This window comes from Mycobacterium shunyiense (assembly GCF_058270075.1).
The window spans coordinates 882,974-896,199 of sequence record NZ_JBZDPU010000015.1; the positions used below are offsets into that span (position 1 = coordinate 882,974).

Annotated in this window: 17 protein-coding genes; 5 read left to right on the forward strand and 12 right to left on the reverse strand. The window is 67.2% G+C overall.

Annotated features, from left to right (window positions below; genetic code table 11):
* Position 1: 1 nt before the first annotated feature.
* Positions 2-289, reverse strand: coding sequence for a hypothetical protein (locus tag AC4ELH_RS18530; protein WP_448443752.1), 288 nt, complete (start codon positions 287-289; stop codon positions 2-4).
* Between the two features lie 59 nt (positions 290-348).
* On the opposite strand from AC4ELH_RS18530, the gene AC4ELH_RS18535 reads away from it, so the two are divergent.
* The gene (locus tag AC4ELH_RS18535) at positions 349-1,218 is read left to right on the forward strand and encodes a 1,4-dihydroxy-2-naphthoate polyprenyltransferase (RefSeq protein ID WP_498885866.1); all 870 of its coding nucleotides are present in this window, start codon (positions 349-351) and stop codon (positions 1,216-1,218) included.
* A 118-nt stretch (positions 1,219-1,336) separates the two neighbouring features.
* On the opposite strand, the gene AC4ELH_RS18540 is transcribed toward AC4ELH_RS18535, so the two are convergent.
* Positions 1,337-1,903, reverse strand: coding sequence for a Clp protease N-terminal domain-containing protein (locus tag AC4ELH_RS18540; protein ID WP_448443756.1), 567 nt, complete (start codon positions 1,901-1,903; stop codon positions 1,337-1,339).
* 1 nt (position 1,904) lies between these two features.
* Entirely contained in the window at positions 1,905-2,123 is a 219-nt protein-coding gene (locus AC4ELH_RS18545; protein WP_448444176.1) for a helix-turn-helix domain-containing protein, read from the reverse strand.
* A gap of 143 nt (positions 2,124-2,266) precedes the next feature.
* On the opposite strand from AC4ELH_RS18545, the gene AC4ELH_RS18550 reads away from it, so the two are divergent.
* Complete coding sequence (locus tag AC4ELH_RS18550; protein ID WP_498885868.1) at positions 2,267-3,616, forward strand: MFS transporter; 1,350 nt, start codon at positions 2,267-2,269, stop codon at positions 3,614-3,616.
* 39 nt (positions 3,617-3,655) lie between these two features.
* On the opposite strand, the gene AC4ELH_RS18555 is transcribed toward AC4ELH_RS18550, so the two are convergent.
* Positions 3,656-3,937 (reverse strand): DUF4229 domain-containing protein, encoded by a 282-nt coding sequence (locus AC4ELH_RS18555; RefSeq protein WP_463791179.1) that lies wholly within the window; start codon positions 3,935-3,937, stop codon positions 3,656-3,658.
* 75 nt (positions 3,938-4,012) lie between these two features.
* Between AC4ELH_RS18555 and AC4ELH_RS18560 the strand changes: the two genes are divergently transcribed.
* Entirely contained in the window at positions 4,013-4,174 is a 162-nt protein-coding gene (locus AC4ELH_RS18560; RefSeq protein WP_003882924.1) for a hypothetical protein, read from the forward strand.
* Here the strand turns inward: AC4ELH_RS18560 and AC4ELH_RS18565 are convergent.
* The 8 genes from AC4ELH_RS18565 to AC4ELH_RS18600 form a co-directional block, all read right to left on the reverse strand.
* On the reverse strand, positions 4,171-5,532 hold the full coding sequence (locus AC4ELH_RS18565) for a MinD/ParA family ATP-binding protein (RefSeq protein ID WP_498886212.1): 1,362 nt from the start codon (positions 5,530-5,532) through the stop codon (positions 4,171-4,173). The genes AC4ELH_RS18560 and AC4ELH_RS18565 overlap by 4 nt on opposite strands.
* Positions 5,533-5,804: 272 nt before the next feature.
* Positions 5,805-6,779, reverse strand: coding sequence for a c-type cytochrome biogenesis protein CcsB (ccsB, locus tag AC4ELH_RS18570; RefSeq protein ID WP_064882320.1), 975 nt, complete (start codon positions 6,777-6,779; stop codon positions 5,805-5,807).
* Complete coding sequence (locus tag AC4ELH_RS18575) at positions 6,776-8,302, reverse strand: cytochrome c biogenesis protein ResB (RefSeq protein ID WP_498886214.1); 1,527 nt, start codon at positions 8,300-8,302, stop codon at positions 6,776-6,778. The genes ccsB and AC4ELH_RS18575 overlap by 4 nt, the downstream gene beginning before the upstream one ends.
* Before the next feature lie 110 nt (positions 8,303-8,412).
* On the reverse strand, positions 8,413-9,204 hold the full coding sequence (locus tag AC4ELH_RS18580; protein WP_064882317.1) for a cytochrome c biogenesis CcdA family protein: 792 nt from the start codon (positions 9,202-9,204) through the stop codon (positions 8,413-8,415).
* On the reverse strand, positions 9,201-9,806 hold the full coding sequence (locus AC4ELH_RS18585) for a TlpA family protein disulfide reductase (RefSeq protein WP_448443765.1): 606 nt from the start codon (positions 9,804-9,806) through the stop codon (positions 9,201-9,203). The genes AC4ELH_RS18580 and AC4ELH_RS18585 overlap by 4 nt, the downstream gene beginning before the upstream one ends.
* Entirely contained in the window at positions 9,807-10,394 is a 588-nt protein-coding gene (locus tag AC4ELH_RS18590) for a histidine phosphatase family protein (RefSeq protein ID WP_064882312.1), read from the reverse strand.
* A 38-nt stretch (positions 10,395-10,432) separates the two neighbouring features.
* On the reverse strand, positions 10,433-11,743 hold the full coding sequence (gene hemL / locus AC4ELH_RS18595; protein ID WP_448443767.1) for a glutamate-1-semialdehyde 2,1-aminomutase: 1,311 nt from the start codon (positions 11,741-11,743) through the stop codon (positions 10,433-10,435).
* Positions 11,744-11,800: 57 nt separating this feature from the next.
* Positions 11,801-12,187 (reverse strand): nitroreductase/quinone reductase family protein, encoded by a 387-nt coding sequence (locus AC4ELH_RS18600; RefSeq protein WP_448443769.1) that lies wholly within the window; start codon positions 12,185-12,187, stop codon positions 11,801-11,803.
* A gap of 56 nt (positions 12,188-12,243) precedes the next feature.
* Between AC4ELH_RS18600 and AC4ELH_RS18605 the strand changes: the two genes are divergently transcribed.
* Together AC4ELH_RS18605 and AC4ELH_RS18610 are read left to right on the forward strand one after the other, a co-directional pair.
* Positions 12,244-12,630 carry a nitroreductase family deazaflavin-dependent oxidoreductase gene (locus AC4ELH_RS18605; RefSeq protein ID WP_498885872.1) on the forward strand — a complete coding sequence of 129 codons (387 nt, stop codon included), beginning with the start codon at positions 12,244-12,246 and terminating at the stop codon, positions 12,628-12,630.
* 94 nt (positions 12,631-12,724) lie between these two features.
* Entirely contained in the window at positions 12,725-13,105 is a 381-nt protein-coding gene (locus AC4ELH_RS18610; RefSeq protein ID WP_448443773.1) for a nitroreductase family deazaflavin-dependent oxidoreductase, read from the forward strand.
* The last annotated feature ends 121 nt before the right edge of the window (positions 13,106-13,226 follow it).

Here is a 13,226-nt window from a genome sequence, read left to right on the forward strand (position 1 = left end):
GTTATTCGCCCTTGTCGGGGGTCACGACGTCCGCCGGGACGTCGGCGTCATTCGCGGGCTTCGGGGCGACGAAGTCATCGTCGAAGTCGTCGTCGAAATCCTCGTTGGCCTTGCGGGCACCGTCGGCGATCTCGAAGACATCGGTGGCCAGGCCACCGATGGCCGTCGCGACATCCTTGACGGCGGTGGTGATGATCGAGGTGACCTGCCCGACCGTCGAGGCCACGGCCTCCACGGATTCCTGCAGCACGTCCTTGCCGATCTCGGTCTTACTGAGCTGCTCCTTCATGACGCTCAGTGTAAGAGTCCGCGCGGTGACGCACTCGGCGAGCTCATACGATGACCGTCGTGGCCAGTTTCGCGCAATGGATCGAGGGTGCCCGTCCCCGCACCCTGCCCAACGCCGTCGCCCCGGTGCTCGCCGGCACCGGCGCCGCCGCCTGGATGGGGTCGGCGGTGTGGTGGAAAGCGTTGCTGGCATTGGTCGTATCGCTCGCGCTGATCATCGGCGTCAACTACGCCAACGACTACTCCGACGGCATCCGCGGCACCGACGACGTGCGATCGGGGCCGTTGCGGCTGGTGGGCTCCAAGCTGGCCTCACCGCGGGCCGTGCTGACCGCGGCCCTGGTGAGCCTGACGGTCGGCGCGGTGGCCGGACTGGCGCTTGCGGCGTTCAGCGCGCCGTGGCTCATCGCGGTCGGCGCCGTGTGCATCGCCGGGGCCTGGCTCTACACCGGCGGCAAGAAGCCCTATGGCTACCTCGGCCTGGGTGAGGTGGCCGTGTTCATCTTCTTCGGGCTGGTCGCCGTGCTGGGCACGCAGTACACCCAGGCGCTGCGCGTCGACTGGGTCGGACTGGTCGCGTCGGTCGCCATGGGCTCGCTGTCGTCGGCGGTGCTGGTGGCCAACAACCTGCGAGACATCCCCACCGACAGCCAGTCCGGCAAGATCACGCTGGCCGTGCGCCTCGGCGATGCCCGCACCCGGCTGCTGTATCAACTGCTGGTCGCCGTGGCCCTGGTACTGCCCCTGGTGCTGATGCTCGCCACGCCGTGGTGCGCGGTGGGCCTGCTCGCCGCGGTGCCTGCGGTGCGGGGACTGCGGCCGGTGCGCGACGGCAGCACCGGCGCCCAGCTGATCCCGGTGCTTCGCGACACCGGGCTGACCATGCTGGTGTGGTCGATCGCGGTGTCCCTGGCTCTGGTCCTGGGTTAGCGGGCGCTCCCCCGCGCGTGCCTCAGGCTTCGCGGGCGCTCCCGCGTCGCCGATTTCTACCTGTGGGCTGCGATACGTCGACACCCACGCCCCAGAGGTAGAAACCGGCGAGTTGCGCTTACGCCGCGTTGTCCAGGAGTCCGACGATGTCTTCGCGCAGCTCGCGGGTATCGACATGCTCTGCGATCAGGGCAACCGTGTGATCGTCGCCGCCCCGAAGGATTCCCAGCAGGATGTGCTCGGATCCGATGTAGCCGTCCTTGTGTGCCAACGACTCCCGCAATGCCAGCTCCAGCACCTTCTTCGCGGGCTTGGTGAAGGGGAGGTGGCCCCGGCGCCTGCGCCGACGTCCGCTGCTGCGCAGCGCGTTGTCGAACGCGCCGTCGCCGAACGCGCGGTCGACGTTGTCGCGCACGGCCCGGAGGTCGATCCCGACCGACCGCAACGCCTCGGCGTCGCCATCGAACGATTCGTCGCCAGGCGCGTCGGCGGCCACCAACTTGGCACGAACCACATCAGATGTCAGGCCGAATCCGGCCAGCAATGCCGACAATTCACGTCCGGAGCTCTGCAGTACCCCGACCAGGATGTGCTCCGGCCGGATGTCGTTGGCCGACAGTTCTCGGGCCTCCTCCTGGGCCAGTACTACCGCTACGCGCGCATGGCGACTGAACCGTTCGAACACGTCATCCCCTCCGATTGTGCTTTTGGTGCACGGCCTGACGGCTGACCTCAAGGGCATCAGCGATGGCCTGCCAGCTCCAGCCCTGGTCTCGAGCGTTGGCGACGTGGATGGCCTCCAATCGCTCCTGCAGACGCTGCAGGGCCCGCACCGCGCGTAGTCCGACGGCGGGGTCTGCGCTGCCGGCGCCATCGGTGATCAGCTCATCGACATCACTCACCATGTCAACGTAACTTGACATCGGACAGGCGTCAAGAAAAGTTGACACGGCGCGGCGCAGCCTGCAGCTCTCATCCCCCCACAGCACCAGCGGTATTGCACTAACGTGGCCGTCGGCCTGCAATGCCGACCATCTGGGGGATGCGCATGACCATTTCGACCGAGGCGCATCAGCCCGCACCGTCGGGCCGCGCCGAAACCCGTCGGGCCATCTGGAACACCATCCGGGGTTCGTCGGGCAACCTCGTCGAGTGGTACGACGTCTACGTCTACACGGTGTTCGCCACGTACTTCGAAGCGCAGTTCTTCGACAAGGCCGACAAGAACGCCACCGTCTACGTCTACGCGATCTTCGCTGTCACGTTCCTCACCCGCCCGATCGGTTCATGGTTCTTCGGCCGCTTCGCCGACCGGCGTGGCCGGCGCGCCGCACTGACCGTCAGCGTCTCGCTGATGGCCCTGTGCTCGCTGGTGATCGCACTCGTGCCGTCGCGCGAAACCATCGGTGTCGCAGCGCCGGTCATTCTCATCCTGTGCCGGCTGGTGCAGGGCTTCGCGACCGGCGGCGAGTACGGCACCTCGGCGACCTACATGTCCGAGGCCGCCACCCGGGAGCGGCGCGGCTTCTTCTCGTCGTTCCAGTACGTGACCTTGGTGGGCGGTCACGTGCTGGCGCAGTTCACCCTGCTGATCATCCTGACCTCCTTCAGCACCGAGCAGGTCCACGAATTCGGTTGGCGCATCGGCTTTGCCATCGGCGGCGTGGCCGCGATCGTGGTGTTCTGGCTGCGGCGAACGATGGACGAATCGCTGTCGGAGGAACAACTCGAAGCCATCCGGGAAGGCAAGGACAAGAGCGCAGGGTCGCTCTCCGAACTGCTCACCCGCTACGCAAAGCCTCTGCTGCTGTGCTTCCTGATCACCATGGGCGGCACGCTGGCGTTCTACGCCTACAGCGTCAACGCTCCTGCCATCGTGAAGACCACCTACAAGGACCAGGCGATGACGGCGACCTGGGTGAACCTGGTCGGGCTGATCTTCCTGATGGCGATCCAACCCGTCGGCGGAATGATCAGCGACAAGGTCGGCCGCAAACCGCTGCTGGTGTTCTTCGGCGTGGGCGGGGTGATCTACACCTACATTCTGTTCACGTATCTGCCCCAGACACATTCGCCGCTGTTGTCGTTCCTGCTGGTGGCCGTCGGCTATGTGATCCTGACCGGCTACACCTCGATCAACGCGCTCGTGAAATCCGAGTTGTTCCCCGCACACGTGCGCGCCCTCGGCGTGGGAATCGGCTACGCACTGGCGAATTCGATGTTCGGCGGGACCGCACCGGTGATCTACCAGGCCCTCAAGGAAGGCGGCCACGTACCGTGGTTCATCGCCTACGTGACGGCGTGTATCGCCATCTCGCTGGCGGTATACGTGCTCTTCCTCAAGAACAAGTCCGAAACCTACCTGGACCAGGAAAAGGGGTCGGCCTTCATCCGGTAGCGCGAGCGCACCGGATCACGTTCTGGAAAATGGTCTGCCCTATGCGGATTTCGGCGGCTCGTCGCCACGCAGCCGGGCCTGCAACTGCTCACGGTCCTTGCGTCGCCGCTCGTCGACCAGGGCGATGGAGGCCGTCGCCCGCTCACGTAACGGCCGGAACAGCCAGATCCCCAACGGCAGCGCGATCACGATGGCGAACAGCAGCGCCACCACGACCGGGAAATTCGCTACGACCAACTGCCCCACCCCATAGATCGCCGCAGCCAGCACAGCGACCAGCACCAGCCGGGCAATGAGGTAAACCACGACGTCGGTGACCATCCGGGAGGTCGAACCACTTCCTGACACGCTCCGAGCCTACCGACGGCGCGTATATTCGGATCAAGGAGGTTTCGAGTGGCATATCTACTCCTGCTCATCGCCGCAGCAAGCCTGGTGTATCTCGGCTGGCGGCTGGCGCGGGTCTCGGGCAGTCGACCCAAAACGCGGGTGATCGGCCCCGACGACGACCCGGAATTCCTGCGTCGCCTCGGGCACGGCGACAACCCCCGCAACTAGCGCGCGCCGGGCGCGCGATTCACTGACCGCCGGGCCCCGGCGAAGTCGGACGCCACCACGGCGGCCAGCTCGATCAATGCCTCCCGGGTACCGGGCTTGAGCCGCTCCAGGCTGATCTCGGCGCCCTCCTCCAGATGCGGGTCGAACGGCACCAGCCGCACGGCACGGCACCGCCGGGAGAAGTGGTCGACCACCTTGGACAGATCGACCTTGCCCGAGCGCGGACGCACCGCATTGATCACCGCGATGGAATTGCGCACCAGATCCTGATGCCCGTGGGCGTCGAGCCAATCCAGCGTCGCGGACGCACTGCGCGCCCCGTCCACCGAACCCGAGCTGATCACCACCAGCACATCGGCCTTGGACAACACCGCCGACATCGCCGAGTGCATCAGACCCGTACCGCAATCCGTGAGCACCAGGCTGTAGAACCGCTCGAGCACCTCGAGCGCGCGCAGATAATCGTCCGAGCTGAATGCCTCCGACACCGCCGGATCGCTCTCGGAGGCCAGCACCTCAAGGCGGCTCGGCCCCTGCGAGGTGTACGCCCGCACATCGCTGTACCGCTCGATGCCCTCGGCGTCGCGCAGCAGGTGCCGCACCGTCGCGGCCGTCTCCAGTGGCACCTTCTGGCTCAGCGTGCCCCGGTCGGGGTTGGCATCCACCGCGACCACCCGGTCTCCGCGGGTCGAGGCGAACGTGGCCCCCAGCGTCGCGGTGATCGTGGTCTTGCCGACGCCGCCCTTCAGCGACATCAGCGCGATCCGGTAGCACCCCTGCAAAGGCTGGCTGACCTCGGCGATCAGGTTGTTGTGGTGCGTGGCTTTGGGGCTCTCGCCGACGTTGATCTGCTTGAACGACGCGACGTAGAGGGCCTTGCGCCAGCCCGAGTTGGGCGGATTCTTGCGCTGCCCCAGCAGGGCATCGGTGGAGAGGTCGCGGTAGGGCGTGGCGAAGTCGCCAGCGGCGGGCCGCTCAAAAGATCCAGCGGCGGACCGCTCAATAGACCCAGCGGCGGACCGCTCAATAGACCCCGCGGCGGGCCGCGCATCAACTCCAGCGGCGGGTCGCCCAGGGACGACGGGATGTGCAGGTGCCAGCGGATGTCCGGGCACTGGCTGTCCGGGCACGCCGGGGCGTCCGGCCGGGCCCGCGAAAACTCCGGCAGGTGCTCCGTCGAAACTTCCGGGCACGGGCGGTGCCGTGATCACCGGGACACCGTGCGGCGGTGTCGGGGCGGTCCACTCGGCGGGCAGCGGCGTGGAGACGCCGGGCTCGGAGGGATTGCTGAACCGCTGCTGACCGCGGAATCCGGGTATCGGGGCGAACACCGACGGGACCAGCGGGGGCTCCGACACCGGAGCCGGCGCGACGGCCGGGGCCGGGGCGATCGGGGCCGCCGGCGCTGGGTCGGCGGCAGGCGGGGTGTCCGGATCGACCGAAGCAGGCTCGTCTGCCGGCGCGTCTGTCGATGGTTCGCTGATGTCCTGCGGTGCGGGATCCTGTGCTTCGGACGGCTCGGACACCGGCTCCGACACTGACTCAGACACTGACTCAGACACTGGCTCGGACACGAATTCCCCTCTTTTCCACACGCTTCCGCACGGTCATCTCACCAACCGGACGGTGCCTAGCCAACCCCCGCATACGAATGCAGACCCACGGTCACCAGGTTGATGAAGAACAGGTTGAACACCATCGCGACGAAACCCACCACGTTGATCCAGGCCGACTTGCGGTCCCGCCAGCCGGCGGTCGAGCGCGCATGCAGATAGGCCGCGTACACCACCCAGGCGATGAACGACACCGTCTCCTTGGGATCCCAACCCCAGTACCGACCCCAGGCCTCCTCGGCCCAGATCGCACCGAAGATCACCCCGAAACCGAAGATCGGGAACGCGAAGATCGTGGTGCGGTAGGCAATGCGGTCCAGCGTCTGCGCGTCGGGCAGCCGATCGATGATCCGCGCGACGGCGCCTTCCCGCCCGGGCTCGCCCAGCGGCGACATCTTCAGCAGGAACAGGATGCTGGCCACACCGGCGACCAGGAACACCCCGGAGCCGAGGCTCACCACGGACACGTGGATGGGCAGCCAGTAGGACTGCAGCGCAGGCATCACGGGCGCGGCGTTGGAGTACAGCCAGCGACCCGACACCGTCAGCAGGATCAGCACCGGAACCAGGACGAACACCCACAGCACGCGGTACTGCGGCTTGCGCAGCACCACCGCGGCGGCGATCAGGCCGCAAAAGCTGGTCAGGTTGATGAACTCGTACATGTTGCCCCACGGCACCCGCGACGTGGCCAGGCCGCGCAACACGATGCAGACGAACAACATGCCGATGCCGACGTAGGTGAGCGCCAGTCCGGTCTTGCCGACCCGCTCGTCGAACGGGCGCCGGGGTTCCTCGGCGACGACGCCGGGAGTGACACTGTCGGCACCGACGGTCGCGCCGACCAGTTCACGGGTTTCGACTTTGCGGCCGCGACTGTAGGCAAGTTCGACGGCGAGCAGGATCAGCGCCCCGACCAGGACCACGACCGACGACGTGAACGCCCAGTCGGAGTACCTGGCAAGCCCGATATCGATGTGCTCGGTATTCACTGCTCCGCCTTCTCTCCTGCCGCCGGCTGCTCGTAGCCCTCCAACAACCGCTCCGTCAGCTTCTCGAACTCATCGCCCCAGCCGGAGTTGTCGGTACGGGCCAGCCCGCCCAGCTCGACGTTCACCGTACCTGCTGGAGCAGCTTGGATCCGAACCCAGATCCGGCGTCGACGCACCACCAACGACACCAGCAACCCGGCCATCATGGACATCGCGAACACCAGCACCCACACCTGGGCCGGGTCGTGCGAGACCTGCAGATTGACGAACGGGACTGCACCGTCGAAGCGGACCTTGGTGCCGTCATCGAGCCGGGTGTCCTGGCCTTGCACCAGGTTGACGCGGGCCGCCTTGGTCAGCTGCTTGCGATCGATCAACCGGGGGTCGAGGGAGAACAACGACTGCGGCCGCCCGGTGTCGAGGCCGGTGTCGCCACGATAGATGTCGATGGCCACCGCCGGATCGTTGAGCGCGGGGTAACTCGACGAGAGCAGCGTGCCCTCGAGTTGCTTGGTGGGCGCGAACAGTCCCTGGATCGCGATCTGGTGTTTCCGCCGTTCCTCGGCGTCGGGATACGTACCGGCGGGCGGGTCGATGCGCACGACGCCCGAGGACAACAGAGTTGTCTGTTCTTCGGGGCGCCACTGGATGGTCTGGCTGCGTTGCTGCCCGTCGGGGAACGTCACGGTGAACGACGGCGCATACCCGTGGCCCTGCAGATACACCCGGTCGCCGCCGATACGCAGCGGATGGTTGACCTCAAGACGGTAGGGCCGCCAGGTGTTCGCGGCCAGATCATCGCCGGACTGGTAGTCGATGTCGGCGGCGAACGACAACGCCTGCCCGGTGGGCAGATAGTCGGCGTCGAAGCTGTTGACCCGCAGGCAGACCGGGCTCAGTGACGTGCCGTCGACCGTGTTGCCCGCCCGGAACGAGTCGAAGGCAGCCGGCGAGGCGGTGCAGAATCCAGGCCCGCTGTCGGCGATCACGATGACGTTGCCCTCGTAGCCGAACAGCTTCCCCGCGGCGACGGCCGCCAGCAGACCCAGCAGCGAGAAGTGGAAGACGATGTTGCCGAACTCGCGCAGGTAGCCCTTCTCTGCTGAAATTTCAGTGATCTCGTCCTCTTGTTTGCGGGTGACGGTGCGCCAGCCCTTGAGCCGCCGCGTCATCGTTGTGGCGATCTCGTCGGCGTCGCCCGTCAGCTGCTCGGCCTGGTGTTTGGGGAGCCGGCCCAGGTTGCGCGGTGCAGGCACGGGTACCGCACGCATGCTCCGGAAATGCTCGATCATCCGCGGTGTCAGGCAACCCACCAGGGAGATGAACAGCAACACGTAGATCGAGGTGAACCAGAAGCTGGAGAACACATCGAAGGCCTGCACCCGGTCCAACCACGGCCCCAGGGTGGGATGGGCTGCCAGGTATTCGTCGACCTTGGATTCGTTGAGGCTGCGTTGCGGTAACAGCGCACCCGGGATCGCCCCGAGGGCCAGCAGGAACAGCAGCACCAGCGCCGTGCCCATCGACGTCAGGGTGCGCCAGGTGTTCCGAACCAGCGCGAGCAGACGCGAAAACACCCCGGGCCGCTGAGTCTCGGGTACCTGCGGGTCTGTTCGCGAGTCGGAAGTAACCATCAGATCGGCAGCCTCACATCACTGACGAAGGCGTCGCGCACCCACGATACGAATTCGTTCCACAGGCCGGTCACCAAGGCCGTGCCCACCAGGATCAGCAGCACGCCGCCGAAGATCTGGATGGTGCGGGTGTGCCGGCGCAGCCAGCCCAAGCCCGTCACGGCCCGCGCCGAACCCAGGGCCAGCAGTACGAACGGGATACCCAGTCCCAGGCAGTACGCCAGCACCAGCACCACCCCGCGCGCCACGGTCGCGCCGTCGGTGGCCGAGGCCACTGCGATCACACCGGTCAGCGTCGGGCCCAGGCACGGGGTCCAGCCCAGCGCGAACACCGCGCCCAAAAGCGGTGCGCCGGCCATCGTGGACCACTGCCGCGGGGCGAACCGGGCCTGACGCTGCAGCGCCGGCACGAAGCCGACGAACACCAGGCCCATCAGGATCGTGACGACACCGCCGATGCGTTGCAGCAGAACCTGATTGGCGATCAGCGTGGTGGTCATCCCCAGGACGGCCACGGCGCCGAGCAGGAACACCACGGTGAAGCCCGCGACGAACAACGCGGCCGCGCCGGCCACCCGCAGTCGCGCGGTCCTGGTGGCCTGCCGGGTAGCCCCGGCCTCGGTCGCCACCGGACCCTCCTGCACCCCGACCACCGCGGCCAGATACGAGAGATAGCCGGGCACCAGCGGCACCACGCACGGCGAGGCGAACGACACCAATCCGGCCAGCACGCTGATCCCGAGCGCCAGCAGCACCGGCCCGGCGGCGGCGATCTCGGCGAATCCCGTCATGGCTGCTGTCCTTCGGCAGCCAACCGCTCGACGACCGGTCGCAGATCGTCGGCCAGCAGTTCACGCAGGAATACCGCCGCCACGCGGTGCTGACGGTCCAGCACGACCGTCGACGGGATCACCGTGGTCGGGTACTTGCCGCCGAAGGCGAGCATGGTGCGCATCGCCGGGTCGTAGATGGACGGGAAGGTGACCTTGCGGTCGGTGACGAAATCGACTGCGGCGTCTCGATTGTTGTCCCGTACGTCGATGCCCAGGAACTGAACGCCGAGGTGGCGCGTCTCCTCATATACCTGCTGCAACTGGCCGATCTCGGCCCGGCATGGCCCACACCACTGGCCCCACACGTTGATCACCACGACCTTGCCGGCGAAATCTTCCAGCGAGAGGGTCTTGCTCGGGTCGGTCAGTTCCGGACCGCTCAATTTTCCTGGGGTGCCCCGCTTTTCGGGCGGGTCGTAGTAGATGTCGGTCTTGCCACCCGGTGCGACGAACTCGAACGTGCCGCCCTGGGCCACCGCGTCGTCACCCGTCGAGCAGCCGGTGAGCAGCACCAGCCCCGCCAGCACCGCCGCACTCACCCGGGCGACCAACGACCTCATTCAGATTCCCCAGGGCTCCGTGTAGCCCCATCGGATCAGTTTGTCGTCATCGAAGGTGAACGACGTGATCGAGGACAGATCGCACAGCCGGCTGTGCGGCAACGGCAGATGCGCCAACTTGCGACCGGTCATCGCCCGGCGCAGCGTCTCCACCGGGAGCTGATGGCTGACACAGACCGCCTCGTGCCCGGCCGCCTTCTCGCGGGCCCGGTGCATGGCCGCCATCATCCGCGGCGCGATCTCGGCATAGGGCTCGCCCCAGGACGGTTTGGCCGGGTTACGCAACTTCGGCCAGTTCCTCGGGTCGCGCAGCGCGCCGTCGCCCGGGGCCACCCGCTCCCCCTCGAACATGTTCCACGACTCGATGAGCTCGTCGTCGGTGTCGATCGCCAGGCCGTGACTCTCGGCGATCGGCGCGGCCGTCTCCTGCGCACGCTCCAGCGGGGAGGCCACGACGTAGACGATGTCCTTGCCGGCCAACCAGTCCGCGGCAGCCCGGGCCTGGGCCTGCCCACGCTCGGACAGGTGGTAGCCGGGCAGCCGGCCGTAGAGCACCTTCTCGGGGTTGAACACCTCGCCGTGCCGCATCACGTGCACTGTGGTTCGTACCGGCACAGCTCGGTTCGTCACGGGCGGGCCTCCGCGGCGGCACGGGCCGCGCCGGGCAGCGCGTCTGCGATGCGCTCGAACGCCTCGTCATCCAAAATGCTTGACACGAACCAGGTTTCGAATGCGCTACAGGGCGGGTACACCCCAGCCTCCAACAGTGCGTGGAAAAACGGTGGGAAACGCCAGGTTTCGGTCGCCTTGGCCGCGGCGAAGTCGTCGACCGGCTCGTCGGTGAAGAACACGCTGAGCATGTTGCCCGCGCGCTGCACGCGATGGACCACACCGGCATGGGTGAGAGCCCCGGTGAGCAGACCGGCCAACCGGTCGGCATTGGCGTCCACCCGGGCGTAAGCGGCGTCGTCGGCGTGGCGCAACGTGGCCAGGCCCGCGGCCATCGCAACCGGGTTACCGGACAGAGTTCCGGCCTGGTAGACGGGCCCCAGCGGGGCCAGCCTGCCCATCACCTCGGCGCTGCCGCCGAACGCCGCGGCAGGCAGGCCGCCGCTCATCACCTTCCCGAACGTGAACAGGTCGGCGTCGACGGGATCGAGTCCGTACCAACCGGCGCGGCTCACCCGGAAACCCGTCATCACCTCATCCAGGATCAGCAGCGCGCCGTGCGCCGCGGTGATCCGGCGCAGCGCCGCGTTGAACCCGGGCAGCGGCGGCACCGTGCCCATGTTGCCGGGGCTGGCTTCGGTGATGACACAAGCGATCTCGTCGCCGAACCGGCCGAAGACCTCTTCGAGCGCGGCAACGTTGTTGTACGGCAGCACGATGGTGTCGGCGGCGGCCGCACCGGTGACACCTGGCGAGGACGGCAGGCCCAGAGTGGCGACGCCCGAACCGGCGTCGGCCAGCAGCGCGTCACTGTGCCCGTGATAGCAGCCCGAGAACTTGATGATCTTGGCGCGGCCGGTGTAACCGCGAGCCAGCCGGATCGCGCTCATGGTGGCCTCGGTGCCCGAGTTGACCAGCCGCAGCCGCTCGACCGGGGCGACCCGGTCGATGATCTCAGCGGCCAGTTCGGTCTCCGACGGGGTCGGGGCGCCGAAGCTCAGCCCGTCGACCGCCACCTTCTGCACGGCCTCCACGACCGCCGGGTGGGCGTGGCCGAGCAGCGCCGGGCCCCACGAACAGACCAGGTCGACGTACCGATTGTCATCGGCATCGGTCAGCCAGTAGCCCTTGGCCGAGGTGATGAACCGCGGGGTGCCGCCGACCGAGTTGAAGGCCCGGACCGGGGAGTTCACTCCCCCAGGGATCACCGCGCAGGCATCGGCGAACAGCTGGGCCGATCGCTGGATGTGCGGTTCGTCAACACGCATGACCACCAGTGTCCCAGCCGGTGCAAATCGGTCAACTACAGGGTGTAGTGGACGCGGTCACTCCGCCGGCGTCAGCGCGAACACCGGGTGATCGGCGTCGTCGGGCAGATCGCGGAAGTAACCCTCCACCACCTTCCCCGCCAGCGGGCGGTAGGCGGCGATCACCGGCGCCCGCTGCGGCACCGGAACCTCAGTCGCGAGATACTCCGCGGATCCGAGCCGCACCTTGGGATCGGCCCGCACATTGCGCACCCAGTCCGACTCCCCGCGGGTCGACACCAGGTACCTGACCCCGTCGACGACAGGGACGACCACCGGAATCTGCTGCGGCTGCTTGTTGGTCCGCCGGGTCACGGTGAGCGTCTCGCTGTGCCCCACGCCGGTCGCCATGGCGACTCGGTTGAACACCTTCCGGACGAACCACGGCGGTTTGAGATAGGCCATGGATTCAGTCTCGGCTCATTCGACCCGGCGCGGCAAGATCGCGGCAAGATGATCTGATGGTGCGATTCTCAGACCGCCGCGCTCGGTTCAATCGACGCGTCACCAACCGGATCTTCCGGCCCATATCGGGCTACCTGCCGATCTGGTCGATCATCGAGCACACCGGGCTGCGCAGTGGCACCATCTACCGCACACCGGTCACGGCGTTCAGCACCGACGACGGGGTGGCGGTGCTCCTGCCCTATGGGCGACAACGGGATTGGGTGAAAAACCTGCAGCACGCGGGCGGCGGCCGAGTGAAATTGCAAGGACGCACCTTCGCCGTCGATCAGCCCCGAATCGTGCCGACCACCCAGGCGCTGCCACATTTGCGGGCGCCGTGGCGCCAACTGATGGCACGCGTGGGTGTCGAGCACACGCTGTTACTCAGACGCGCCGGCTGAGAGCCGAGGCCGCCCACAAGGACGCGGACGCAACCGACCGAAATCCAACCACAGTAGGTTGTGACCGCCGTCACGGCCAAGATTCAATGGGGCCATGCAACTCCCGCAATGGCTGGCGCGGCTCAACCGGTACGTCACCAACCCCATCCAGAAGCTCTGGGCCGGATGGGCACCCCTCTACGGCATCCTCGAACACGTCGGCCGCAAGTCCGGCACCCGCTACCGCACCCCGCTGTCGGTGTTCCCCGCCGACGGAGGCGTCGCGATCCTGCTCACCTACGGACCCAACCGCGACTGGCTCAAGAACATCACCGCAGCCGGCGGCGCACAGATGCGCCGGCACGGCAAGACCATCCGACTCACCGATCCGCGGGTGGTAACGAAAGCCGAGGCCGCCGAGCATGTGAAGGGCCGGGTGCGGCGGCTCTTCGAACGCGTGCCGGTCGAACAGGCCGTGCTGCTGCGCCGGATCTGATCCGGTTCGCCGCGGTCGGCAAAAGCAAACAGTGGGAGAACTCACTTTCGTCCACGAACCGCCACCGTCGAGACGGGTCGAACCCGAAGTTGGCTGCTCGATTGCCGATGTAGCTCGTCTT

Excerpts from the sequence above, each read along its gene's own strand:
- AC4ELH_RS18530 (WP_448443752.1), bottom strand. The coding sequence starts at position 289 with ATGAAGGAGCAGCTCAGTAAGACCGAGATCGGCAAGGACGTGCTGCAG.
- AC4ELH_RS18545 (WP_448444176.1), bottom strand. The coding sequence starts at position 2,123 with ATGGTGAGTGATGTCGATGAGCTGATCACCGATGGCGCCGGCAGCGCA.
- AC4ELH_RS18550 (WP_498885868.1), top strand. The coding sequence starts at position 2,267 with ATGACCATTTCGACCGAGGCGCATCAGCCCGCACCGTCGGGCCGCGCC.
- AC4ELH_RS18555 (WP_463791179.1), bottom strand. The coding sequence starts at position 3,937 with ATGGTCACCGACGTCGTGGTTTACCTCATTGCCCGGCTGGTGCTGGTC.
- AC4ELH_RS18575 (WP_498886214.1), bottom strand. The coding sequence starts at position 8,302 with ATGGGCACGGCGCTGGTGCTGCTGTTCCTGCTGGCCCTCGGGGCGATC.
- AC4ELH_RS18580 (WP_064882317.1), bottom strand. The coding sequence starts at position 9,204 with ATGACGGGATTCGCCGAGATCGCCGCCGCCGGGCCGGTGCTGCTGGCG.
- AC4ELH_RS18585 (WP_448443765.1), bottom strand. The coding sequence starts at position 9,806 with ATGAGGTCGTTGGTCGCCCGGGTGAGTGCGGCGGTGCTGGCGGGGCTG.
- AC4ELH_RS18590 (WP_064882312.1), bottom strand. The coding sequence starts at position 10,394 with ATGCGGCACGGCGAGGTGTTCAACCCCGAGAAGGTGCTCTACGGCCGG.
- hemL (WP_448443767.1), bottom strand. The coding sequence starts at position 11,743 with ATGCGTGTTGACGAACCGCACATCCAGCGATCGGCCCAGCTGTTCGCC.
- AC4ELH_RS18600 (WP_448443769.1), bottom strand. The coding sequence starts at position 12,187 with ATGGCCTATCTCAAACCGCCGTGGTTCGTCCGGAAGGTGTTCAACCGA.
- AC4ELH_RS18605 (WP_498885872.1), top strand. The coding sequence starts at position 12,244 with ATGGTGCGATTCTCAGACCGCCGCGCTCGGTTCAATCGACGCGTCACC.
- AC4ELH_RS18610 (WP_448443773.1), top strand. The coding sequence starts at position 12,725 with ATGCAACTCCCGCAATGGCTGGCGCGGCTCAACCGGTACGTCACCAAC.